Raw genomic sequence first — 24,560 nt, 5'->3', positions numbered from 1 at the left:
GATCTGATATGTCCAATCAATTTGATTTTCGCGCTGCTGCTAAACAAGTTCTTGATATCGAAGTTGCTGCTCTGCAAGAGCTAGATACCTACTTTGATGATCAATTTGAAAAAGCGTGTGAACTTATCCTTTCCAACAACGGCAAAGTTGTCGTTATGGGTATTGGCAAGTCAGGCCATATTGGTAACAAGATTGCCGCCACTCTGGCAAGCACTGGGACTTCGGCGTTTTTCGTTCATCCAGGCGAAGCCGCACATGGTGACTTGGGTATGATTAGCCCTGGTGACATTGTGCTGACAATTTCTAACTCTGGTGAATCAAACGAAATTCTGTCTCTATTTCCAGTATTAAAGCGCCTGAATATTAAGATCATCAGCATGACAGGTAAGCCAGAATCAAATATGGCCAAGCTGTCTGACTTACACCTGCAAATTACGGTACCTCAAGAAGCTTGTCCGTTAGGCCTGGCGCCAACTAGCAGTACGACTGCCACATTAGTGATGGGAGATGCATTAGCCGTAACTCTGCTTCAAGCTCGTGGTTTTTCTGCCGAAGATTTTGCCCTATCTCACCCAGGTGGTGCACTGGGGAGAAAACTGCTACTTAAGTTGTCTGATATTATGCACTTTGGAGAAGCGTTACCTAAAGTTTCTCCTGACGCATTAATTCGCGATGCCCTGCTTGAAATTTCAGAAAAGGGGTTAGGCATGACAGCCATCGTCGATGAGCACGATGCTATGCTTGGTATATTCACCGATGGTGATTTACGTCGTACCTTAGACAAGCGTATCGATATTCATACGACGGCAATTGGCGAGGTCATGACGACAAACCCAACCACAGCACACCCTGATATGCTGGCGGTTGAAGGTTTGAACTTGATGCAGAATAAAAACATTAACGCTCTGATTTTATGTAAAGACGAAAAAATTGTGGGTGCACTGAACATGCACGATTTACTAAAAGCTGGCGTGATGTAATATCAGCACAAACATTTAAATCATTTATTAGACGAATAAAGGCAATGGTCAGGGAAGTACTGAGCTAAACGATAGGCCTTCATTATATGAGTTTTACTCGCCTTATTTATTTGCTCTTGATCTTCGTTGTAGCGTGGTGCGGTTATTACCTACTAACCCCTAAAGGCAACGACGCAATTCAAGTAGCACCAGATTCTGAACTGCCCATGTTCAGTGGTTCTGGATTAGAAAACATCACCTACGGTGAAGATGGTGTCCGCAGTTACATCATTCGCTCCACTAACTTAGACCATTATGCTAAGAGTGGAGATACTATTTTTAATAACCCGACTTTGATGGTTTACCGTGAAGGTAGCGTCATTGAATGGAAGGTGACTGCCACAAGAGCAGTGTTAGATGAAGACCAAGTTTTGACTTTATATGACAAAGTCTTAATGCAAAATCTTCTGCCTGGTGCGAGTTTTGATACCATGGCAACAGACAAATTGGTCATTAATCTAACCAATCGTGATTTTAAAGCTGACCAACAAGTAATGTTGGTTGGACCACAATTTGAAACTACTGGAGGCGCAATGCAAGGTAACTTAAAACAGCATACTGCGACTCTGACAGATGAAGTTCAAGGTCGATATGAAACCGTTACACCTTAGCCTACTGGCACTGGTATTGGCGGCGCCTCAAGCGCTGGCACTCAAGTCGGATACTCAACAGCCGGTTTACATAAACTCTGACACCCAACAGGTGGATATGAAGAGTAACCAGGTTGTTTTTGAAGGCGATGTATCTCTTAAGCAAGGGAGCATCAATATCGATGCTGATAGAATCGTGGTAACTCGCGATCCTAAAACCGAAGCAATTAAACAGATTCAAGCATTTGGTAAACCTGCGAAGTTTTCTCAGCTGATGGACGATGGTAAAACACTTAGTGGTCAAGCTACGGAGCTGGATTACCGTATTTCTACAGACGAACTGACCATGAAAGGTCAAGCGCAGCTGGCGCAAGACAACAACACCATCAAAGGTTCTTCGATTCGTTACCAAATTGGTAAACAAAAGCTAGTCGCAGATAGCTCTAAGGAAGAGCGCGTTACGACCATTTTGCAACCCAATCAGATAGAGAACTAATATGGCAGTACTGAGTGCGAAAAACTTGGCGAAAAGCTACAAAAAACGCAAAGTCGTCACTGATGTTAGCTTAGAAGTTGAATCTGGTCAGATTGTTGGGCTACTCGGTCCAAACGGCGCGGGTAAAACCACCTCGTTTTACATGATTGTCGGCTTAGTACCTCGTGATGAGGGCACCATTACCATTGACGACAATGACATCAGTATTTTACCGATGCATAGCCGTTCACGCCTTGGCATTGGCTATCTTCCGCAAGAAGCGTCGATTTTCCGTAAGCTTTCAGTAGAAGATAACATCATGGCCGTACTTGAAACTCGTCAAGAAATGACGAGGGAAGAGCGCCAAGATAAACTGGAAGATTTGTTGGAAGAATTCCACATCCAGCACATCAGAACCAGTGCTGGTATGGCACTATCAGGGGGTGAGCGACGCAGGGTGGAAATCGCTCGAGCTTTAGCGGCCAACCCTCAGTTCATTTTATTGGATGAACCTTTCGCTGGTGTTGACCCAATTTCGGTTAATGACATCAAGAAAATCATTGAGCATCTGCGCGATCGTGGTCTCGGAGTGTTAATCACTGACCATAATGTACGTGAAACACTGGACGTATGTGAAAAAGCCTATATCGTGAGCCAAGGGCACCTAATTGCATCGGGAACTCCGGCAGAAGTTCTCAATAATGAACAGGTGAAACAAGTTTATCTCGGCGAACAATTCCGTCTATGATTATATTAGGAACGGTAAGATTCTGAGCATTACAAGGTAAGTAACACTGAATGAAACCTTCATTACAACTCAAGCTAGGTCAGCAGTTAGCCATGACGCCACAGTTGCAGCAAGCGATTCGCTTATTGCAATTGTCGACACTCGATCTTCAACAAGAAATCCAAGAAGCGTTGGACTCAAACCCATTATTGGAAGTTGAAGAAGGCCAAGACGAGCCTCTAGCAAACGGTGAAGATAAGTCAGCGGTCGAGGCTGCTGATAGCAACAGTGCTAGCGAACCAACAGAAATTGACGTTCCAGATAGCTCCGATGTGATAGAGAAATCAGAAATTAGCTCTGAACTTGAAATCGACACGACTTGGGATGACGTCTACAGCGCTAATACTGGTAGCACTGGCTTAGCTCTTGATGATGATATGCCCGTCTACCAAGGCGAAACCACTGAATCGTTACATGATTACCTCATGTGGCAGCTTGACCTAACACCATTCAGTGAAACCGACCGCACGATTGCATTAGCGATTATTGACGCTGTTGACGACTACGGCTATTTAACTTTGTCGCCTGAAGAGATTCATGAGAGCTTCGATAATGAAGAGATAGAGTTAGACGAAGTAGAAGCCGTTCGTAAACGCATTCAACAATTCGATCCTCTTGGAGTTGCATCACGTAACTTACAAGAATGTTTGTTACTGCAACTGACGACCTTCCCAGAAGACACGCCGTGGCTTGCTGAAGCCAAAATGATACTTGCGGATCATATTGATCACCTAGGCAACCGAGACTACAAGCTCGTCATCAAAGAGACTAAGCTGAAAGAAGCCGATCTTCGTGAAGTCTTAAAGCTTATCCAACAGTTAGATCCTCGTCCAGGTAGTCGCATCACTCCTGATGATACCGAGTACGTAATTCCAGACGTATCCGTTTTTAAAGACAATGGCAAATGGACCGTTTCTATAAACCCGGATAGCGTGCCAAAATTAAAAGTAAATCAACAATATGCTCAATTAGGCAAAGGTAATAGCGCGGATAGCCAGTACATCCGCAGCAATTTGCAAGAGGCAAAATGGTTAATTAAGAGCTTAGAGAGTAGAAACGAGACGCTACTCAAAGTTGCAAGATGTATTGTTGAACATCAACAAGATTTCTTCGAGTATGGTGAGGAAGCCATGAAGCCAATGGTACTCAATGATGTCGCTTTGGCTGTGGACATGCATGAATCCACGATTTCTCGTGTAACAACGCAAAAGTTTATGCATACACCACGTGGTATTTTTGAATTGAAGTACTTCTTCTCTAGCCATGTTAGTACTGACAACGGCGGAGAATGTTCGTCAACAGCAATTCGTGCACTCATTAAAAAACTGGTCGCAGCAGAGAATACTGCCAAACCACTGAGTGATAGCAAGATTGCTGCTCTTCTGGCTGACCAAGGGATTCAGGTCGCAAGACGTACGATAGCCAAATATCGCGAATCCTTGGGAATTGCCCCTTCAAGTCAGCGTAAACGCCTATTATAAGGCACTAACTGAAAAGGAAAGTCTATGCAAATCAATATTCAAGGCCATCACGTTGATCTTACCGATTCAATGCAAGACTATGTAAATTCTAAGTTTCAGAAGCTCGAAAGGTTCTTCGACCATATCAATCAAGTGCATGTTGTACTAAAAGTTGAAAAAATTACTCAAATCGCGGAAGCTACGCTTCACATAAATCAAGGCGAAATCCACGCATCAGCCGATGACGAAAATATGTATGCCGCGATCGATTCGCTGGTAGATAAATTGGTTCGCCAACTTAATAAGCACAAAGAAAAACTAAACAGTCATTAATCATGCAACTGAGCGAAATACTGTCATTGGACTGCACCAAAAGTGCGGTCCACTGCACGAGTAAAAAACGCGCCCTTGAAATGATCAGCCGTATCGTGGCTGATCAAACGGGCCAAGATTCTACCGAGCTGTTCGAATGCATGCTCAATAGAGAAAAAATGGGCAGTACCGGTATCGGAAACGGTATTGCGATCCCTCACGCGAGAATGCAATCAAGCGACAAGGCCATTGCTGTCTTACTGCAATGTGATGAAGCAATCGAATTTGATGCGATTGACAATCGACCTGTCGATCTTCTTTTTGCGCTCCTTGTACCAGAAGAACAGTGCAAAGAGCACCTCAAGACTCTATCCTCTATGGCAGAACGTCTGAGCGATAAGCAAGTATTAAAACTACTGCGTAATGCTCAGAGTGATGAAGAACTTTACGACATCATGATTCACCAATAAGCAGGACTAACTCCATGCGACTAATCGTTGTTAGCGGGCACTCAGGTGCCGGTAAAAGTATTGCGCTTCGTGTACTGGAAGACTTAGGTTACTACTGTGTTGATAACCTGCCAGTTAACTTGCTGGACGCATTTGTTCATTCTGTTGCTGACAGCAAACAGAATGTTGCAGTCAGCATTGATATTCGTAATATTCCTAAAAAGCTAAAAGAACTGACGAGTACACTAGAACAGTTAAAAACTGAGCTTGATGTGACCGTGCTTTTCTTGGACGCTAATAAAGAAACGCTACTCAAACGCTACAGCGAAACACGCCGAATTCACCCGTTATCTTTAGGTGGCACCTCCCTCTCGCTCGATCAAGCCATCGAGCGTGAGAAGCAAATTTTGACGCCACTCAAAGCGCATGCAGATCTGGTCCTAAATAGTAGTGGGCAGTCTTTGCATGAATTGAGTGAAACCGTGCGTATGCGCGTTGAAGGCAGAGATCGCAAAGGGCTCGTTATGGTATTTGAGTCTTTTGGTTTTAAATACGGCCTGCCTTCCGATGCCGATTACGTATTCGACGTTCGCTTCTTACCTAACCCACATTGGGAACCAGCACTACGCCCGCTTACAGGTCTGGATGCTCCTATCGCCGCATTTTTAGAGCAACACCAATCGGTGTTAAGTTTGAAATATCAAATTGAAAGCTTTATAGAGAATTGGTTACCTCTGCTTGAGAAAAACAACCGCAGCTACCTGACCGTTGCAATCGGTTGTACTGGTGGTAAGCACCGCTCGGTGTACTTAACTCAGCAAATCGGTGAATACTTCTCCAACAAAGGACACCAAGTACAAATTCGCCATACCTCACTAGAGAAAAACGCTAAGGAGTAGCCGTGGAGTTAAGTCGTAAAGTATTGATTCAAAACCGCCTTGGCTTACATGCTCGTGCAGCAGTCAAACTGGTCGAACTGGCACAGAGCTTTGAAGCGGTCATCACCATCGACAATGAAGAAGACAAAACCGCCACAGCAGACAGCGTAATGGGCCTGTTAATGCTAGAGTCCGCTCAAGGACAATACGTCACGATCCACGCAACGGGTGGGCAAGCGGAAGAAGCACTGGATGCCGTTTGCCATTTGATCGAAGATAAATTTGATGAAGGCGAGTAGTTTACTCGCTTTTTTCTTACCTCCCATTATCTTTCTCTTCCCTGACCTAATAAATAAATTTGCTTAGTATCATAAGTTGTTATTAAAAGGCGCCTAGAATTAAGTTATTATTCAACGCATTGTAAATATCAGGAATTGGGAGGAATGAATGGCAGAGCAAATTGAATTCGACCAAGCTCACCAAGCCCTCCAAGAAGTCACAGAAGCGCTAGAAAATGGCCGCTTCGTCCATGTTCGTCGTCAATTACAGGACATGGAACCTGAGGATATCGCTCACCTTTTAGAAGCCTCCCCACGTAAGAGCCGTGAAGTTCTTTGGCAACTCACCGACCCTGAAGATTATGGTGAAATCCTTGACGAGCTGAACGAAGACGTCAAAGACAGCCTCGTATCCAAAATGGCACCAGAAGCGCTTGCAGAAGCGACAGAAGGCATGGATACCGATGACGTGGCTTACGTACTGCGTAGCTTGCCTGACAACCTGTCACGCGAAGTCCTGTCGCAAATGGACTCCTCTGACCGTCTACGGGTCGAAACCGCCCTATCCTACCCAGAAGACACTGCGGGTGGACTGATGAACACCGACGTCATCACAATTCGTGGTGACGTCGATGTGGACGTAGTTTTGCGTTATCTACGTATGAAAGGCGAGCTTCCAGAAGCTACGGATGCCCTGTATGTGATCGATGAAGAGAGTAAGCTCATCGGTGAACTGCCGATCACGACGCTTATTACCACTCAGCCAGACGTAAAAATCATTGATGTAATGGAAGACGCGGACGAGGCCATCACCGTCGATACTAGCGACTCAGATGTTGCGAGTCTGTTCGAGCGCCGTAATTGGGTATCTGCACCTGTTGTTGATGAAAACTTGCATTTGGTCGGTCGTATCACCATCGATGACGTGGTTGACGTTATTCGTGAAGACGCGGAACACTCGATGATGAGTATGGCGGGTATGGACGATGACGAAGATACTTTCGCGCCTGTTGTAAAATCAGCTCGCAAACGCAGTATCTGGCTTGGCGCTAACGTATTAGCCGCCCTTGCTGCTGCTTCCGTTTCTAATATGTTTGAGGCCACATTAGATCAAATGGCGGCCATTGCAGTATTGATGACGATTGTTCCGTCCATGGGTGGTGTCGCTGGTAACCAAACCGTCGCACTAGTGATTCGTGGTCTTGCTCTTGGTCATATCGGTGACTCAAACAAACGCGAACTGTTAATGAAAGAAGCTTCGATCGGCTTACTCAACGGTATCATGTGGGCGCTGATTATTGGTGGTATTGTTGTTGCTTGGAAAGGTAACTGGATGCTCGGAGGAATCATTTCCGCCGCCATGCTGACCAACTTATTGGTCGCAGGTATTGCAGGAGTAACGATTCCAATCCTATTGAAAAAAATGAACATCGATCCTGCTTTAGCTGGTGGTATGGCATTAACGACGGTGACGGATGTGATTGGTTTATCTGTCTTCTTAGGGCTTGCCACAATACTGATTACCTAACAGAAAAAACGAAAAAGCCTGATGAACACATCAGGCTTTTTTGATTCTGAATTGCTAGAAAAGCTTATTCACCCGCCACTTTCATGGTATCCAGTAGGATAGAGCCCGTTTGGATTTGTGAGCGCGTTTCAATATCACTACCAACCGCCACAATCTTGGTGAACATGTCTTTTAGATTACCTGCGATGGTAATTTCTGATACTGGGTATTGGATTTCGCCATTCTCAACCCAGAAGCCTGCGGCACCGCGAGAGTAATCCCCCGTTACCACGTTCACACCTTGTCCCATGACTTCTGTCACTAGAAGACCAGTACCGAGCTCTTTAAGCATTTGTTCGAAGTTTTGGCCTGTCGACTTCACGTACCAGTTATGAATCCCACCAGCGTGACCTGTCGGCGTCATCTTCATTTTACGTGCGGCATAACTGGTTAACAGATAAGTTGTTAGCACACCGTCGGTAATGATCTCACGGTCTTGAGTGTACACACCTTCACTATCGAATGGACTTGATGCCAAACCACGCAATACATGCGGACGTTCTGAGATATTGAACCATTCAGGAAGCACTTGTTTGCCTAGATGGTCAAGTAAGAAAGAAGATTTTCGGTACAGGTTACCACCGCTGATCGCCATAACGAGATGGCCAATCAAGCCTGTCGCAACATCAGCCGCAAACATGATTGGGTATTGACCTGTTTTTAGACGCTGCGCATCTAAGCGGTTAACCGTATTCTCTGCCGCCTTACGACCCACCGTTTCTGGGGTCCATAAGTCATCACGATGACGTGCCACGGTGTAGCTGTAATCACGTTCCATCTCGCCGTTTTGACCAACGCCAATTACACAACAGCTAGTACTATGGCGGCTAGACGCATAACTAGCTAATAAGCCATGGCTATTGCCATACACTTTCACGCCGTAATGACTATCATAACTCGCGCCATCACTTTGTTTGATTGCACTGTTATAACTTAGCGCCTCTTTTTCTGCTGCAATCGCCACATTGGCAGCATAGTCTGGATCGGGTGCGTCAGGGTGGAAAAGATCAAGCTCAGGGATCTCTTGCACCATGTATTCTTTCGCTGCAGGGCCTGCAAATGGGTCTTCAGATGTGTAATGTGCAATATCTAGCGCCGCTATAACGGTTTGCTCGATCGCAGCTTCACTTAAATCAGACGTGGAAGCACTGCCTTTGCGTTGACCTCGGTAAACGGTAATGCCCAGCGCACCATCGCTGTTGAACTCGACATTTTCTACTTCACCCATACGAGTTGAAACACTTAAACCAGTGCTTTTAGTAATTGCGACTTCGGCGGCGTCAGATTTTGCCGATGCAAGCTTTAAGGCTCTTGCGACGGCTTGCTCTAGCTCGGTACGTTGCTCAGCAACCTGCTGTTTAATATCCATTGTCTTTCACATCTTGTCTTTGATGAACAATAGGATAACAAGAATTTCGCTTTCTCCCCATGATTCTTGTTAAAATAGTCATAATATTAATCAAAACACAGGCAACTGAAATGGCACGTAAGAATCAAAAAGCGCCATGGGAACCAGAAGAAGAGATCATCTGGGTAAGTAAATCCGAGATGAAGCGAGACATGGAAGAACTGCAAAAGCTAGGTGAGGAGCTTGTCGGCCTCAAACCTTCAGTTCTAGAAAAGTTTCCATTGAGTGAAGATTTGCGAGAAGCAATTGCTGACGCGCAACGTTTTAAAAATGAAGCGCGTCGTCGCCAATTACAACGTATTGGTAAATTGATGCGTTACGAAGATCCAGAGCCAATCCAAGCCGCACTGGATAAAATTCGTAATAAGCACTCTCAATTAACGGCGGTATTCCACAAACTTGAAGCGTTGCGTGATCGCGTAGTGGAAGAAGGTGACAAAGCCATTGATGACGTAATGGAAATGTACCCAGAAGCGGATCGTCAGCGTCTACGCCAACTTGCTCGCCAAGCAGCGAAAGAGAAAAAAGCTGGGAAACCAGCAAAAGCGTACCGCGAAATCTTTCAGATCCTTAAAGGTCTAAACGAAGAAGAGTTTTAATTCGACGGCTCAAGCAATGAGCATTCGATTTAAACGCAAAAAGCAGACGTCAATGTCTGCTTTTTTATCTTTGGTTTTACAGTCAGCGTTACACTAAGCGATTAACGCGGTCTCCGCGCTCGAAAGCGTTAATGTTCTCAATCAGGATTTCCGCTAAACGTTGGATAGATGAGTCGCTGCCCCATGCAACATGCGGTGTCAGTAACAAATTAGGTAAACTCATATTGGCAATCAGCGGATTGCTCTCATCAGCCGGTTCTTGTGTAAAAACATCAAAACCAGCCGCTGCAATTTCTTGCTGTTTTAAGGCATCCACCAGCGCGCTCTCATCCACCAAACCTCCACGCCCTGTATTAATCAAAATGGCGTTGGACTTCATTTGTTGCAACTCTGCTTGACCAATTAAATTCTGAGTATGATCGTTGAGCGGGCAATGCAAAGTCAGCGCATCGGAGCGTTTTAATACTTCCTCAAACGGCACATAACCTGGTCTACATTCTGCCGCCCCTTTACGCTCAGAAAACAAGACGGTCATTCCTAACGCTTGAGCCAGATTCGCCGTCGCTTGCCCTAGTGCCCCACTACCAACAACACCTAACGTGCTACCACCAATATCCCCGATTGGGTGAGTAAAAAAACAAAACTGCTGGTTACGCTGCCACTCACCTGCGGCAATATCTTGGTGGTACCCAAATAAATTCCGTCTTAAAGCGAATAACATTGCCATCACGTGCTCGGGCACCGAACGCGTCGCGTAACCACGTACATTAGCAACCGCAATATCATGATTAGCACAGTAGTTCACATCGACGTTGTTAAAACCAGTTGCGGCAACCGCGATCATCCGTAATTTTGGTAGTTGCTCTAATACATGTTGGTCAAGCAGGACTTTATTGCTAATCACGATATCGGCATCTGCTAACCTTTCTATTACCTGCCCAGGCGCAGTTAGGTCGTACTCACGCCAGTGGTGCGGAAAGCCAGGTCGTGGGATCTCAATATGTTCTGGGATGGTCGCTCGATCTAAAAATACGATGCTTGGCAAAGACATAACAACTCCTTGTTCACGGCTGAAAGACAGGATACATCAACCACAGTAACGAAATAGCCAAAAATAGCGAACTAGAAAGAACCGCTGTTGAGTGCAATTGGCATTAAGGGTGTGGCAACGTTTTATAATCAGGCAATGTACGCTCTGGCGAAAAATAGTTAAAGATCATCGCCTCGGCTTCAGAATAAAAGTCACAGGGTACAAAAATACTGCTCAGCTGATCCGTAGCTGGATGATAAAAACTTAGCTCCGCAGCGTGCAACTCTAAACGTTCTGAAAACTGATACGCCTCTTCGCTTGCATAAAACTCATCACCCACAATCGCATGACCAATCGCCATCAAATGCACGCGTAACTGATGCGATCGACCAGTAATGGGCAGTAGTCGCACAACGGTCGTATGGGTGCCATCAGGGTGCACTTCACGCTTCACTACTTGGAATAAAGTTTGAGATGGTTTGCCGTCGTCAAAACATACTTTTTGTCGTGGACGATTTGGCCAATCACAAATTAATGGAAGATCAATATTCCCTTCTTGCGACTCAACATGCCCCCAAACACGTGCGTAATACACCTTGTGAGTGAGGCGATATTGGAACTGCTTTTTTAATGCTCGCTCCGCGGGTTTGTTTTTCGCCAGCAGCATCAACCCTGATGTCGACATATCCAAGCGATGCACAACTTGAATTTCTGGATGCAACTCTTTGAGGCGGCTCCACATGCTGTCGTAATGCTCTGCAAGGCGACCAGGGACAGACAGCAGCCCTGATGGCTTATTCACTGCCAGAATGTCGTCATCCTCAAAAACGATATCAACCCAAGGGTCGGTGGGAGGGGTATATTCAAGCATTGCCATGGGAGATCTCTACAAAAATAAAACGCCGCGATTATATACCCAAATAGCATCCAGATGCAGGGTTCGGAAGAAAAGTTAAAACCAATAAAACAAAGTCAATCCTTTAGCATAAAAATAGAAAATAGCACATTGTAAATTTAGTTTGACAACAAGACGCATAACTGAATAGAGTGCTAGATGTACACAGCATGATATTCGCAAAGAATACTTAAAATAAATACATCAAAACACAGCATTTAAAAGACATTACCGTTGCGCAGTATAGGGCGAGCGCTCAGTTTGTCATGTACTGCGGTATGTATCTCTTTAGAAAGATACATAAGATAAAAAGGACAATAAGCAATGGACTCCGCCGTTATAGATAAACCCCAATCCAAACTTTCCTTATTTTTTCGTTCGCTAGGCCCCGGCATATTAATGGCATCTGCTGCGGTCGGTGGCTCTCACCTCGTGGCATCAACCAAGGCTGGTGCGATTTATGGTTGGCAATTGGCTGCACTGATTCTGCTCGTAAACCTGTTTAAATACCCTTTTTTCCGAGCGGGCGTACAGTACACCATGGGGACAGGGCTCACCTTGGTTGAGGGCTACGCGAAATTAGGTCGGCCTTATCTATGGCTATTTCTATTTCTGAGCGTGGTATCGGCCGTTATCAATACCGCCGCTTTGTTGATGTTTAGCGCTAGCTTGCTGGGCTACTTCATTCCGTTTTCACTATCAATGGCATCACTCAGCATCATTGTGATTGCCACCTGCCTGATCATATTATTTGCTGGCCATTACAAAGCGCTCGATACGCTATCTAAGGTGATAATGTCGGTGTTAACCATCGCGACTTTACTCGCTGTTTCTATCGCCTTTGGTAACCCTGTTGAGCAAGTAGCCAACTTCGAGCCGCCGTCACCTTGGTCTATTGCGGCTATTGGTTTTATCGTCGTGACAATGGGGTGGATGCCTGCACCGATAGAGATCTCCTGTTTAACCTCAGCGTGGCTAAAACGCCAATCAAGCCAGCAAGAAGTAACATACCGCTCTGCTCTATTTGACTTTAATGTCGGTTATATTGGCACGGCGTTTCTTGCCATTATCTTTGTATCTCTAGGCTCTTTGATGCTTTATGGTTCTGGCGTTGCGCTTGAAAGCTCTGGCGTTGGCTTCTCCCACCAATTGGTTGGCTTATATGCGGCAACGATTGGCGAATGGTCTCGTTACTTAATCGCGGTAATTGCGTTTTTCTGTATCTTTGGCAGCACGATTACCGTTATTGATGGCTATTCGCGCGTTATTTCGGATTCTCAACGCCTACTGCGCTCACAACCAGACACTAACCCTAAAACCACTTCAGCGATCATGCTGGTAGTCTCCTTACTTGCATTAGGTATTGTGGTTTTCTGGGCTTCTGCGTTATTGCCTATGCTGAACTTTGCGATGATTCTCGCCTTTATGACCACGCCATTCTTTGCTCTGCTAAATTACACCTTAGTGAGCAAAACTGAGTTACCTGAGCCTTTGGCTGTTGGACCTAAACTAAAGTGGTTGTCGATTGCAGGCCTGATTTACTTGTTTGGCTTCTTGGCTGTATTTATCTGGTGGAAGTGGTTGATGTAAATGAGATAGCTATCAGTGATTAATGCATTCCGCATAAAGAAACTAAACCGTAAATAAAGAAAAAGGTCTTCAACTGAAGACCTTTTTTAATGAGCAATAAATACTTACTTAGTTGTGGCTCACCACAATCAAACGCAGCGAGTCGAGCTGAACCTGAGCTTGGTTGATATAACCAGTAAGCTCTTTAATTTGTGCGTCGATAGCTTCAATTTCTTCGTCACGAATATTTGGGTTCACCGCTTTCAGTGCTTGCAAACGCTCAAGTTCTGCATTCAAACTATGCTGCATATCTTGATGAGCTTGCTTGCGTACTTCTTCGACCTTCTCTTCAATAAGAACATCACCAGCTTCAATTAAGCGGTGTACGTCTTTCTGTACCGACGTAACCAACTTGCTACCTAAGTGACGGTTTACAGGGCTGAGCTGGCGGTTAAAGCTTTCAAACTCCACTTGAGCAGACAAATCATTACCACGCGAGTCCATCATTAAACGGATTGGCGTTTTCGGTAAGAAGCGCGCGATACCACTGCGTTTTGGCGCTTGCGCATCTACCGCGTAAATCAACTCAAGAAGAATAGTCCCGACTGGTAACGCTTTGTTTTTCAATAGAGATACCGCAGACGTCCCCACCCCTTCACTCATAAGAAGATCGATACCACCCTGGATCATTGGGTGTTCCCAACTGATAAAGTGCATATCTTCACGAGATAACGCTGTATCACGATCAAACGTGATCGTCGCTCCTTCGTATGGCAGACCTGGGTAGCTTGGCACCATCATGTGCTCAGATGGGGTCACAATCAGGGCGTTTTCACCTTTATCGTCTTGATTCAGGCCAATCGTGTCAAAAAGAGAAAGTGCGAAGGTGACCAGATTGGTATCGCCGTCAGTTGATTCAATTTTCTCAACGATTTGTTGTGCTTTTTCCCCGCCATTCGAATGCATTTCTAATAGGCGATCACGGCCTTGCTCCAATTGGGATTTCAGCTCTTTATTCATTTTTGCTGACGCTTCAATGATCTCATCTAGCGTGCTGGTATCACCAGAGGCAAGAATTTCAATCAGATCATCGGAGTACTTATCGTAAACAGCACGGCCTGTTGGGCAGGTTTCCGCAAAAGCGTTCAGGCCTTCATCGAACCAACGTGCTAAGATCGCTTGCGATGTGCCTTTCAGGTAAGGAACATGAATGTCGATATCGCGATTTTGACCGATACGGTCCAAACGACCAATACGTTGCTCAAGCAAGTCTGGGTTGAATGGCAAGTCGAACATGACAAGTTGGTTGGCAAACTGGAAGTTACGACCTTCAGAGCCGATTTCGCTACAGATAAGAACTTGTGCTCCACCTTCTTCTTGCGCAAAGTAAGCCGCCGCTTTGTCACGTTCAAGAATCGACATACCTTCGTGGAAAACGGTGGCGCGGATACCTTCACGCTCACGCAGTGCTTGCTCCAATTGCAGCGCGGTACTCGCACGAGAAGCAATCACGAGGATTTTCTCGCTGCGCTTCTCTTTTACTTTTTCAAGCAACCAATTCACACGCGAGTCAAACTGCCACCAGCTCGCGTCATCGCCTTCAAATTCTTGGAAAATTTCTTCCGGGTAAAGGTTCTTCATCGCACGTGCTTCAGAACTCATCTTACCGCCAATCATCCCAGCAACACGCATTGATGTAGTGTATTGCGGTGGAATATCCATTGGCATCAGATGCACGTTACGCGTAGGGAAGCCTTTGATGGCCGCGCGCGTATTACGGAACAGAACACGCCCTGTACCATGACGATCCATCAAGTTATCGATCAGCTCTTGGCGTGCCGACGCTTTAGCTTCTTCGTCCGCTTCACTTTCGATAATACGGAAAAGTGGTTCTACGTCTTGTTCAGACAACAACTCAGTGATCTGGTTTTTTGCTTCATTAGGTAGCTTTTCACCGGAAAAGAGTGAAGTAATCGCATCTGCTACGGGCGCGTATTGCTCTTCTTCCTCAACGAACGCTTCGTAATCATAGAAGCGGTCTGGATCCAACAAACGCAGACGAGCAAAGTGACTCTCACGACCAAGCTGCTCTGGCGTTGCAGTCAGTAGCAACACACCTGGAGTACGTTCAGCCAAGCCTTCTACCACTTGGTATTCACGGCTCGGTTTATCTTGGCTCCATTCAAGGTGATGCGCTTCATCGACGACCAGTAGGTCCCATTCACCTTCCAGTGCTTGTTCAAAACGCTTGCGGCTCTTGCGTAGGAAATCCAAAGAACACAGCACATATTGCTGAGTATCAAATGGGTTTTCTGCATCCGCAAAAGCTTCGATACAGCGCTCTTCGTCAAAGATAGAGAAATGCAGATTGAAACGACGCATCATCTCAACCAGCCATTGATGCTGCAGTGTTTCAGGCACCACAATCAAAATGCGTTCGGCACGACCAGACAGAACTTGTTGGTGGATGATCATGCCCGCTTCGATGGTTTTACCCAAACCTACCTCATCCGCCAACAAGACGCGTGGCGCGTGACGACGGCCAACTTCGTGCGCGATGTAAAGCTGATGAGGGATCAAACCTGCACGCATACCACATAGGCCACGCATTGGGCTCTTATGCTGCTCAAACTGGTTGGTTAGCGCACGGTAACGCAGAACAAAGTTGTCCATACGGTCGATTTGACCGGCGTACAACTTATCTTGAGGTTTGTTAAAACGAATTTGGTTGCTAAGAAAAATCTCACGCAGAACAACAGCGGTTTCTTGCGTGTCTTCACGAGTACCGAAATAGGTGTAAAGACCTTCATCTTCCAGTACTTCTTCTACTTTTAGAGACCAACCTTCTTGGCAATCGATGACATCCCCAACATTAAAGGTGACTCGGGTAACAGGTGCATCGTTACGTGCGTAAACTCGGTTTTCCTCTGACGCTGCAAACATCAATGTCACAGTACGAGCATCCATTGCTACAACGGTACCTAAACCTAAATCGCTTTCCGTATCGCTAATCCAGCGCTGCCCCAAAGCAAATGTCATGAATTGACTACCTCGTTATTAGTTCTTGATTCGTATTTCTTGTTGGTCTACTCATGCCCGTAGGCATGGATAATAGTTTAGATCTGATTCTGGCTTCTGCTATGCCGATAGCATTCGTCATTCCAGTATGAACTGAGTATTTTTTAAGCCAGCTCAACATGATAAATCGGACGTAGCCTATACGCAGAAAAAGGTCGCTAATCTTACTTGAAGCTGTGATTTAGGTCACGCCGAAACCGCACCAAGCAGAAACTTTTTTTCCCAAACTCTAAATGCAATCAAATTGTAAAATACTCATGCCAATTATTAAGTTGTAGAACGTAAATATTACGTATACTTCTAATGAGGGGCGTTTAAAACCATTGCATATGATTTAAGCGCGTTAGTACACGATTAGGATCAACACGGGTTTGCAGTAAGTTGTCTTGCTACTCGGTTGCACACTAGCCGACATCAGCCCGACAACCTCTATTGCAAGCAATCAGAGTTAGGTCACTTCACACCTATTTGGAAACGACCTAACAACTCGCATGCAGAGCCGTACTACGGCAAGGAGACGCTATGGGCGATACCGATCGGAAACTGTTTGTACTCGATACCAACATTCTTCTTCATGAACCCTTTGCCATCTTCTCTTTCCAAGAACACGATGTCGTTATCCCCATGACCGTGTTGGAAGAACTCGACCGAATCAAAGACAGCAAGCGCGACGTTGCAAGAGATGCGCGCGTAGCTATTCGCACCTTGGAAGATTTGTTTAAAGAAGCAACGCCAGATGAAATCTCTGAAGGTATTCCTGTTTCTAAAGACAACCCCGACCAAGGTACCATTTCCATTTTGGCGGATTTTGAACTGCAGGAAACCGTCAAAGCCTTCGCCGACAAGGCCGGTGACAACCGTATTCTCAACGCGGTGCTTTATCTGCAAAATAAACGTGCACCACGTGAAGTGGTACTGATCACGAAAGACATCAACATGCGTCTGCGAGCCAAAGGGGCTGGTGTACGCTTTGTTGAGGACTATAGAACCGACCAACTGATTGACGACATTCAATACCTAACCAAAGGCTTTCAATTGCGTGAAGGTGATTTCTGGAGCGGTATTGAGGAAGTAGAAAGCTATGCACTGGGCGGAAAAACTTACCACAAACTCAGTCGCGAACCCTTCGACCCAACCTTTATCAACCAATACGTTATTGATGAAGACAGTGACTTTGCTGGTCGCGTAGAAACCATCAATGAAGACAAGCTAACGCTTCTCGACCTGAGCCGCGAACGTCTAATGCATCGTAAGGCTTGGGACATCACACCTAAAAATATCTACCAGGGAATGGCGTTAGATGCCTTACTCGATCCAGAAATTGACTTGGTGATTCTAACGGGTGCAGCGGGTAGTGGTAAGACATTACTGGCAATGGCAGCAGCATTGGAGCAAACCATTGAAAAAAGCATGTTCGATAAAATTATCGTAACACGTAACACGCCAGATATCGGTGAATCCATCGGCTTCTTACCCGGCTCCGAAGAGGAGAAAATGATGCCGTGGTTAGCGGCGGTGACCGATACCTTGGAAGCACTACATAAACACGATCACTGCACTGAAGGCTCATTGAAGTACATCTGCGATAAAGCCAACATTCAATTTAAATCGATCAACTTTATGCGTGGCCGTTCGATTCAAAATGCGTTTGTACTGCTTGATGAGTGTCAAAACCTCACTGCATCACAAATCAAAACCATCATTACCCGCTGTGGCGAAGGAACCAAAATCGTCTGCTCCGGTAACTTGGCGCAGATTGACTCTCATTACCTCACCCCAGTGACATCAGGATTGACGTACATGGTTGAGCGCTTCAAGAACTTTGAAGGCAGCGCAAATATTCACCTCAACGGCGTGGTTCGTAGCCGCTTGGCGGAATTTGCTGAAGAAAACCTGTAATTGACACCGACTCACAAAGCAAAAGAGCGCTCTAATGAGCGCTCTTTTTATAACGATTCGACTGAGTTACTCCGTGCCACCCACTGTCAGTGAGTCCAGCTTCAAGGTCGGCTGACCAACACCAACTGGCACACTTTGACCTGCTTTACCACATACGCCAACGCCCTTGTCGATACTTAGGTCGTTACCGACCATAGACACTTGCTGCATTGCTTCGATACCTGAGCCAATCAACGTCGCACCTTTAACAGGGCGCGTAATTTTACCGTTTTCAATCAAGTACGCTTCCGATGCAGAGAACACAAACTTACCCGAAGTAATGTCCACCTGGCCGCCACCAAAGTTTGGCGCATACAACCCTTTCTCGACCGTCGAGATAATTTCTTCTGGCGTATGTTCACCTGGAAGCATGTAGGTGTTGGTCATACGAGGCATTGGCAAGTGTGCATACGATTCACGACGACCGTTACCTGTTGGGTTCACACCCATTAACCGCGCGTTTAGCTTGTCTTGCATGTAACCTTTCAGCACACCATTTTCGATAAGCGTGTTGTACTGGCCGTTTACCCCTTCATCATCCACATTCAATGAACCACGAAGGTCTTTTAACGTGCCATCATCGACGATGGTACATAGTGAAGACGTCACTTGTTGACCCATTTTTCCAGAGAACACTGACGACTCTTTGCGGTTAAAGTCACCTTCTAGGCCATGACCTACCGCTTCGTGTAGCAACACGCCTGGCCAACCTGAGCCTAATACCACTGGCATCATGCCTGCTGGTGCGGCTTCTGCTTCAAGGTTGATTAACGCCATTCGAATCGCTTCGTCTGCGTAATGGAAAGCTTGTTTCATACCATTGCTTTCCGTTAAAAAGAAATCGTAACCGAAACGGCCTCCGCCCCCCGCACTACCGCGTTCACGTCGTTCGCCTTTTTGTGCAAGCACACTAATAGACAAACGCACCAAAGGACGAATGTCGCCTGCATAAGTACCGTCTGTTGCCGCAACAAGCATCTGCTCATGCACACCGCTGATGCTAATCGAAACTTCTTTAATCAATGGTTCTTTAGTGCGGATGTAAGCATCTAGAGATTTGAGCAATTCTGTTTTTTGCTGCTTTTCCCATTCAGCTAGTGGATTCACAGCGGCGTAGTACGCTTGGTTTTCGGTGCGTTTAAACGCTTGGACTTTGCCATTTTGCCCTTGCTGAGCAATACCGCGCGCCGCCATTGCACTCTGCTTCAGGCCTTCAGGCTGGATTTGATCAGAGTAGGCAAAGCCGGTTTTCTCGCCAGTTACTGCACGGACACCAACACCACAATCAATGTTAAAAGAGCCATCTTTGATGATGCTATCTTCTAGAACCAGAGACTCATGCCAGCTGGACTGAAAGTAAATGTCCGCATAATCGATCTGGCGCGTAGCAATGCTGGCAAGCGTGTCAGCAATGTCTTGTTCTGTCAGACCATTTGGGGCAAGGAGTGCCTGTTCTATTTGGTTTGTGCTCATAGTTAGCTCTTTTATTTCCGTCTCAATTCATTTTGAAAGCGACTGTGTTGAGTCAGCGGCATATTCTGCCTTACTTGTTGGCTTTGTGACAAATCTATCTCTGTCACCAATAAGCCTACTTCATCCTGAAGCTGTTTATGGATACGTCCCCAAGGGTCAACGACCATTGAGTGTCCCCATGTTTTTCGTCCACATGGATGCGTTCCAGTTTGTCCGCTTGCCAAAATCCAACATTGTGTCTCAATCGCTCTAGCTCGCAATAGTATTTCCCAGTGAGCTTGCCCCGTCACAGCGGTAAACGCAGCGGGCACCACAATGATATCCGCCCCTTCTTGACGCAATACTTTATAAAGTTCTGGGAAACGTAAATCATAACAAATACTCAATCCAACACTGCCGATATCAGTTTCCGCAACGACTATTTGATTACCCGCCATAAACGTATCCGACTCACGATAACTACCATAACCATCGGCTACGTCGACATCAAACATATGCAGTTTGTCATAGTGAGCAATGCATTTACCGTGCGGCGGCAATACAAGTGTTGTTGTCGTGACACCTTTTGCGGTTTGAATGGGCATGCTTCCGACAATCAGTGTTAACTGGTTCTTTCTTGCGATTTCACAGAGCCGCTGTTGAATCATGCCACTGCCAAGTGGCTCTGCATGTTGATGATAAGCTTCGCGACTGGCAAATAGCACTGTATTTTCAGGAGTAAGAACAAGTTTGGCACCTTGCTTGCTCGCTAAAGCACACTGTTTTTCGATGAAGTCCAAATTCGCGTTAATATCCGGACCAGAAGTCATTTGAATAATGCCAACACGTTCCATGTGTTTCCTCCCTATTCCATTATATTCGGTGAATTATTTGGCCTGTTCACGCAGTTTTTCTGGTAGCTTGTATTCACCTTTACTTCGCGAAATTTCTTTCACCGTTGGTGAATCTAGTGGGCCTTTCACTTCATAATTGACTTGAGTGAAGACCTCAACCACCGGAGATATCACCGTAGAGATGGCCAAGACATACAAAGCAGTTTGAGGCGCAACGGCAAACGCAGTCAGCATTGGTAAGCCTGATGTGATGTCTGGTGTGAATTTCACTTCCGCATCAACCATTCTGCTGTTCATATTAGCGATACCGCGGATTTGCATTTCCCCTGCTAACGCATCCATTACGATATCATTGGTGATAAACACACCGTCTTGGATTTTGCCCGTTCCCGTGATCGAGTTGAATGCCATGCCTTTATCGAATACATCGGTAAAGTCGAGCTGCATTTTACGAATGATAGAATCCAAGCTGAACAAGCCTAACAAGCGTGCCGCACCACTAACTTCACTGATCACGCCTTTACCAAATTCCGTTGAGACGTTTCCTTGCAAGGTTTGTGTCTTCATTGACCAAGGTGCGCCGTCCCATTCCATATTGGCATTGATCTCAAATGGTGCTTGTTGAATGCCTGATGTAATACCAAAGCGCTCCATAAGATCGGTGTTGTTATCACCTTTCATTTTCATGGTTAAGTTGGAATGGCTACTCTCTTTCGTCAGGTCCCACCAACCACTCATATCAATGCGGTTTTTGCCGCTACTAAAGGTGATATTTTTCCACTCCAAGCGGTTCTGGCGACGCTGCAAATCAACATTCACTTTGCCCACTTTGTAGCCTTGCAGCCAAAAATCATCAATGTTCAAAGTTAAGTTTGGCATCTCAGCGTGAAACTTGCGGTCAAAATTGGTAATCAAAGGTGCGTTTTGATCTTCACTCGCAAAGATTGAGCTGCGCTCTTTGGTCATCTCTTCAAACCCTGGGATGTACAGATGCAAGTGCTCTAAAGAGACCGATAGATCATAGGGTTTCAGATAATTAGCTTTCCCTTTAACCTCTTGACTGTCCACATCGAGCTGCCAACTCAAGTTTTTCTTGCTTGCTGAAAAATCCACATCATGAAACTCAATCCCACCGAACTGTAAGTTTGGCGTTTCAACGTCAATGCGTGTCGGCAATGGAATGGTCGGCGTTTTCATGCTTGCCAAAACAGACGATGAAGGCTTGCTCTCAGAGACCTGCGCAAGCTCAGCCCATTGGTCTAAATTCAGTTCTTCGACACGCACCGAAGCATCGTGCCCGACAATAGGACTAATCCGGAAGCCACCTTTGCCAACCATTAAATGAGTCGCAGTCAGAACCGGGACATCGCCAGCGATATCTATCTCAGTTTGATACTTCACATTTGGGATCTGTAGTCTTGCTGAAATACTCTCTTGGTTGCCGGATGCTTGCAGTTTCGCTTGCCCAGACTCACCAATTTTTTTCGCTAAAGGATAAGGATATTGACTAGCCAGACGATTTAGCTGCGCCAGCACTTCAAGCTGATAAGTGAAACCGACATCATTGAGTTGCAAGTCAATGTCCATTTGCCACGGCGCATGGCCAGAAACAAGGTTTAACCAACGCTCACCGACATAGGGTTTGAGAGGCTCGACATCCCAATCTCCTAGTGTATTAATTGTCACGTTGTAGCCTTGCTCCGCACTCTCTCCATGGAAATCAAGAGAGATAGGCTGTTGTAATAATTCGGCCGACAAACCCGATGTGGTAACCACATCATTGTCGAAGGTGATACGCCCTGTGGCGTTTTCAAGCGTCATTGGCGGCGCTTCAATATCAACACGATTTTCTGTTAAATCTGCATAACCCCAAGCGCGAGACTCTTTCTCAAAATCAAACGGTATGTTGAGTTGAAACTCAGAGTAAACGGGACCACTCACTTGCAGCGCTGTCAATGCGGCACCGACTGAATCCACTAATGGCGTCGCCATCATGTAGTCACGGACTTCATTACCCGGCGCGCTTGCTTTCGCTTCAATCTCGATGTGTCCACCTTCTGCCAACTCAGGGATTCGCCCAGTGATACGCTTGGCATGAACGCCATTTAGTGTGGCTGATTTTGAATCCAAATACATGGCGTCATTTTCAAACAGCAAGTCTAGCTGCAAATCCGTGATGGTTGGCCATGCCGTATCAAAGCTAAATTTCGCGTCTTTTAATCCAACCCAAGCTTGGAACATGCCATTATGTTCTTTGTAAGGAAAATCACCTAACTCGCCATACCACAACAATTTCGCTGTATTCACTTTTCCGCCCTGAATCGCGGTCGAAAGATAGTCGGTCAAGTCTTGTCCAAGTGCCAGAGTCGGTAGATAGCGCCATGTTTCACCCGCGTTGTAGAGATCCGCTTCGGCATAGAACGATAAAAATGGGCTTTGTTCTTTTGGAAAATCAAGACGGAATGCCCCCAAGACTTGAAGATCAGGCGTTGCTGCCGTCACTTTATCCGCCCACAAACGCCAACCCGCATCATCTTGCTGCCAGATAATATCGACTTCACCTTGTTTGATATTCAGCGGAGCTTGGAATACATCGCCGTACGGAAATACATCATCAATGACGGTGACTTTTGCTTTAGCTTGATTCCCCCCCCCCGATACGCTGCCCTGTACGTGATGAAACCCGGGTAGGAGCTCCCATTGTGTCATCGCGAGTTCATCCAGTTCAGCCGAGTAGCGTAAGGTGTCTAAACCACCGTTCATTGACAATCGGACATCTTCGACCCGACCTTTCGGTGCTAGTTTGTTAATAAGGTCACTGGTCGACTCTGACTCTGGAGCCAGCTTAATGAGCGGAATGAGTGCTTCAATGTCGAGTTGAGAGAGATTAAGCATCCAGCCGTTTGGTTGCCAATCAAACGCGACGTCTAGCTCTGGCCAAGGGGTATTATCGGTTCTGATCTGAAGTGAGTGGCCATTTACTTTCCAGCCTTGTTTATCTGGTCGAAGATTGAAAATTCCAGACTCAATAAACAGCTCATGATGTCCATCTTCATTCCACACCAACTCGGAAGGCAGCAATTCAACATAAGCATCATGCGGTTGGCTATGTTTGAGCGTTAGCCAAGTATTTAAGCTGACTTTACCCGACTCTGCTCCTGACTCTTCTTGCATGTAAGTGGTCAGCCAAGGTGTGACCGAGACATCTTGAGCACTCACGTAAAACTCACCAGATACATCGCGCAACGAGCCATGATCTTTAAAGTTAGCGCTTACTAACAATGAGTTCAGGCGAACATCGGCAATGCTAACCGTGCCTTCGGCTACGTGACGTTTCCCTTGATTGCTCCAACGAAGCTGCTCAATATCTAAACGGCGAGTTTCACCAGACACCGACTTATACCAAATCCGTGAATCGCTAATAGTGAAGTCTTCGAACTGACGTAAAAGAAGTGAGTCGAGTTGGTCAATGAGTTTCACTTCGCTCTTATCCACTTCAGGCTTCGGATCTTGACGATGAGAAGTCGGCAGAATGTCTACCGTGTGAATGTCTAAAGCGAGGTTATGAATGGTAAGGTCTGCAACTACAGGTTTAAGTTGAAAAAGAGATTGAATAAGGTCGAACTCAATTTGGACTTCTTCAACAGCGAAGCGTGCATCTTGCACGTTTGGTAGATTTGCCTCTAAACCCAGTAACGCAATTGAGGGATGATTATTGCGCCACGTCCCTGCGACATTAGCAATAGAAACGTCAAAACCTGTGCCTTGCTTGACCCAGGTTTTGATCTCATCTTGGAAATGGTTAAGTTGCGGCAATGTGACGCGCAGCGTGGTCACTAATATGGCTAATAACACCAATACAGTAACTAAACTCCACGCACAAAAACGCCCAAAACGGTTAACACCAGAATTCACAAATGTT

The 24,560-nt window shown here is 45.9% G+C and carries 20 protein-coding genes; 13 read left to right on the top strand and 7 right to left on the bottom strand.

What is annotated here, in order from left to right:
- Positions 1–8: 8 nt before the first annotated feature.
- From kdsD to mgtE, 10 genes are all read left to right on the top strand, one after another.
- Positions 9–980, top strand: coding sequence for an arabinose-5-phosphate isomerase KdsD (gene kdsD / locus R8N28_RS14350; protein ID WP_318183389.1), 972 nt, complete (start codon positions 9–11; stop codon positions 978–980).
- Between the two features lie 86 nt (positions 981–1,066).
- Positions 1,067–1,630 (top strand): LPS export ABC transporter periplasmic protein LptC, encoded by a 564-nt coding sequence (gene lptC, locus R8N28_RS14345; protein ID WP_005381106.1) that lies wholly within the window; start codon positions 1,067–1,069, stop codon positions 1,628–1,630.
- Complete coding sequence (lptA, locus tag R8N28_RS14340; RefSeq protein WP_005381109.1) at positions 1,611–2,105, top strand: lipopolysaccharide transport periplasmic protein LptA; 495 nt, start codon at positions 1,611–1,613, stop codon at positions 2,103–2,105. The genes lptC and lptA overlap by 20 nt, the downstream gene beginning before the upstream one ends.
- 1 nt (position 2,106) lies before the next feature.
- Positions 2,107–2,832: an LPS export ABC transporter ATP-binding protein gene (lptB, locus tag R8N28_RS14335; RefSeq protein WP_005381111.1), complete on the top strand. Its 726-nt coding sequence runs from the start codon at positions 2,107–2,109 to the stop codon at positions 2,830–2,832.
- Between the two features lie 50 nt (positions 2,833–2,882).
- The gene (locus tag R8N28_RS14330; protein ID WP_005381112.1) at positions 2,883–4,352 is read left to right on the top strand and encodes an RNA polymerase factor sigma-54; all 1,470 of its coding nucleotides are present in this window, start codon (positions 2,883–2,885) and stop codon (positions 4,350–4,352) included.
- A 24-nt stretch (positions 4,353–4,376) separates the two neighbouring features.
- On the top strand, positions 4,377–4,664 hold the full coding sequence (gene hpf, locus R8N28_RS14325; RefSeq protein ID WP_005381114.1) for a ribosome hibernation promoting factor: 288 nt from the start codon (positions 4,377–4,379) through the stop codon (positions 4,662–4,664).
- Positions 4,665–4,666: 2 nt separating this feature from the next.
- The gene (ptsN, locus tag R8N28_RS14320; protein WP_005381116.1) at positions 4,667–5,113 is read left to right on the top strand and encodes a PTS IIA-like nitrogen regulatory protein PtsN; all 447 of its coding nucleotides are present in this window, start codon (positions 4,667–4,669) and stop codon (positions 5,111–5,113) included.
- A gap of 14 nt (positions 5,114–5,127) precedes the next feature.
- The gene (gene rapZ, locus R8N28_RS14315) at positions 5,128–5,991 is read left to right on the top strand and encodes an RNase adapter RapZ (protein WP_054577138.1); all 864 of its coding nucleotides are present in this window, start codon (positions 5,128–5,130) and stop codon (positions 5,989–5,991) included.
- Positions 5,992–5,993: 2 nt separating this feature from the next.
- Positions 5,994–6,269, top strand: coding sequence for an HPr family phosphocarrier protein (locus R8N28_RS14310; protein WP_005381120.1), 276 nt, complete (start codon positions 5,994–5,996; stop codon positions 6,267–6,269).
- A 148-nt stretch (positions 6,270–6,417) separates the two neighbouring features.
- A complete protein-coding gene (gene mgtE / locus R8N28_RS14305) occupies positions 6,418–7,776 on the top strand; it encodes a magnesium transporter (protein WP_005381121.1) in 1,359 nt (452 codons plus the stop codon).
- Positions 7,777–7,840: 64 nt separating this feature from the next.
- On the opposite strand, the gene pmbA is transcribed toward mgtE, so the two are convergent.
- Positions 7,841–9,184, bottom strand: coding sequence for a metalloprotease PmbA (gene pmbA / locus R8N28_RS14300; protein WP_065274892.1), 1,344 nt, complete (start codon positions 9,182–9,184; stop codon positions 7,841–7,843).
- Between the two features lie 110 nt (positions 9,185–9,294).
- Here pmbA and yjgA point away from each other — a divergent pair, with 110 nt between their 5' ends.
- A complete protein-coding gene (yjgA, locus tag R8N28_RS14295; RefSeq protein WP_005381124.1) occupies positions 9,295–9,822 on the top strand; it encodes a ribosome biogenesis factor YjgA in 528 nt (175 codons plus the stop codon).
- A gap of 88 nt (positions 9,823–9,910) precedes the next feature.
- Here the strand turns inward: yjgA and R8N28_RS14290 are convergent, their stop codons facing one another.
- Complete coding sequence (locus R8N28_RS14290; protein WP_065274893.1) at positions 9,911–10,873, bottom strand: D-2-hydroxyacid dehydrogenase; 963 nt, start codon at positions 10,871–10,873, stop codon at positions 9,911–9,913.
- Between the two features lie 103 nt (positions 10,874–10,976).
- Positions 10,977–11,729 (bottom strand): pseudouridine synthase, encoded by a 753-nt coding sequence (locus R8N28_RS14285; protein WP_005381128.1) that lies wholly within the window; start codon positions 11,727–11,729, stop codon positions 10,977–10,979.
- A gap of 342 nt (positions 11,730–12,071) precedes the next feature.
- On the opposite strand from R8N28_RS14285, the gene R8N28_RS14280 reads away from it, so the two are divergent.
- Positions 12,072–13,337, top strand: coding sequence for an NRAMP family divalent metal transporter (locus R8N28_RS14280; protein WP_065274894.1), 1,266 nt, complete (start codon positions 12,072–12,074; stop codon positions 13,335–13,337).
- A 108-nt stretch (positions 13,338–13,445) separates the two neighbouring features.
- On the opposite strand, the gene rapA is transcribed toward R8N28_RS14280, so the two are convergent.
- Positions 13,446–16,355 (bottom strand): RNA polymerase-associated protein RapA, encoded by a 2,910-nt coding sequence (gene rapA / locus R8N28_RS14275; RefSeq protein WP_005388434.1) that lies wholly within the window; start codon positions 16,353–16,355, stop codon positions 13,446–13,448.
- A gap of 561 nt (positions 16,356–16,916) precedes the next feature.
- Between rapA and R8N28_RS14270 the strand changes: the two genes are divergently transcribed.
- The gene (locus tag R8N28_RS14270) at positions 16,917–18,293 is read left to right on the top strand and encodes a PhoH family protein (RefSeq protein ID WP_005381133.1); all 1,377 of its coding nucleotides are present in this window, start codon (positions 16,917–16,919) and stop codon (positions 18,291–18,293) included.
- A 66-nt stretch (positions 18,294–18,359) separates the two neighbouring features.
- Here R8N28_RS14270 and tldD read toward each other — a convergent pair whose 3' ends face one another.
- From tldD to R8N28_RS14255, 3 genes are read right to left on the bottom strand one after another with little or no spacing between them, the layout of a single operon-like run.
- A complete protein-coding gene (tldD, locus tag R8N28_RS14265) occupies positions 18,360–19,805 on the bottom strand; it encodes a metalloprotease TldD (protein WP_065274895.1) in 1,446 nt (481 codons plus the stop codon).
- A gap of 11 nt (positions 19,806–19,816) precedes the next feature.
- A complete protein-coding gene (locus tag R8N28_RS14260) occupies positions 19,817–20,638 on the bottom strand; it encodes a carbon-nitrogen hydrolase family protein (protein ID WP_085570016.1) in 822 nt (273 codons plus the stop codon).
- Positions 20,639–20,671: 33 nt separating this feature from the next.
- Positions 20,672–24,553, bottom strand: a complete 3,882-nt coding sequence (locus R8N28_RS14255) for a YhdP family protein (RefSeq protein ID WP_262635464.1) — start codon at positions 24,551–24,553, stop codon at positions 20,672–20,674.
- Positions 24,554–24,560 lie beyond the last annotated feature (7 nt).

The organism is Vibrio sp. Vb1554, assembly GCF_033344235.1.
Note: the sequence above shows the minus strand (reverse complement) of the source record. Positions and strands in the feature narration are given on the sequence as shown.

Bases quoted from the DNA above. Each gene is read 5' to 3' on its own strand.
- kdsD (WP_318183389.1), top strand. From the start codon at position 9: ATGTCCAATCAATTTGATTTTCGCGCTGCTGCTAAACAAGTTCTTGAT.
- lptC (WP_005381106.1), top strand. From the start codon at position 1,067: ATGAGTTTTACTCGCCTTATTTATTTGCTCTTGATCTTCGTTGTAGCG.
- lptA (WP_005381109.1), top strand. From the start codon at position 1,611: ATGAAACCGTTACACCTTAGCCTACTGGCACTGGTATTGGCGGCGCCT.
- lptB (WP_005381111.1), top strand. From the start codon at position 2,107: ATGGCAGTACTGAGTGCGAAAAACTTGGCGAAAAGCTACAAAAAACGC.
- R8N28_RS14330 (WP_005381112.1), top strand. From the start codon at position 2,883: ATGAAACCTTCATTACAACTCAAGCTAGGTCAGCAGTTAGCCATGACG.
- hpf (WP_005381114.1), top strand. From the start codon at position 4,377: ATGCAAATCAATATTCAAGGCCATCACGTTGATCTTACCGATTCAATG.
- ptsN (WP_005381116.1), top strand. From the start codon at position 4,667: ATGCAACTGAGCGAAATACTGTCATTGGACTGCACCAAAAGTGCGGTC.
- rapZ (WP_054577138.1), top strand. From the start codon at position 5,128: ATGCGACTAATCGTTGTTAGCGGGCACTCAGGTGCCGGTAAAAGTATT.
- mgtE (WP_005381121.1), top strand. From the start codon at position 6,418: ATGGCAGAGCAAATTGAATTCGACCAAGCTCACCAAGCCCTCCAAGAA.
- pmbA (WP_065274892.1), bottom strand. From the start codon at position 9,184: ATGGATATTAAACAGCAGGTTGCTGAGCAACGTACCGAGCTAGAGCAA.
- yjgA (WP_005381124.1), top strand. From the start codon at position 9,295: ATGGCACGTAAGAATCAAAAAGCGCCATGGGAACCAGAAGAAGAGATC.
- R8N28_RS14290 (WP_065274893.1), bottom strand. From the start codon at position 10,873: ATGTCTTTGCCAAGCATCGTATTTTTAGATCGAGCGACCATCCCAGAA.
- R8N28_RS14285 (WP_005381128.1), bottom strand. From the start codon at position 11,729: ATGGCAATGCTTGAATATACCCCTCCCACCGACCCTTGGGTTGATATC.
- R8N28_RS14280 (WP_065274894.1), top strand. From the start codon at position 12,072: ATGGACTCCGCCGTTATAGATAAACCCCAATCCAAACTTTCCTTATTT.
- rapA (WP_005388434.1), bottom strand. From the start codon at position 16,355: ATGACATTTGCTTTGGGGCAGCGCTGGATTAGCGATACGGAAAGCGAT.
- R8N28_RS14270 (WP_005381133.1), top strand. From the start codon at position 16,917: ATGGGCGATACCGATCGGAAACTGTTTGTACTCGATACCAACATTCTT.
- tldD (WP_065274895.1), bottom strand. From the start codon at position 19,805: ATGAGCACAAACCAAATAGAACAGGCACTCCTTGCCCCAAATGGTCTG.
- R8N28_RS14260 (WP_085570016.1), bottom strand. From the start codon at position 20,638: ATGGAACGTGTTGGCATTATTCAAATGACTTCTGGTCCGGATATTAAC.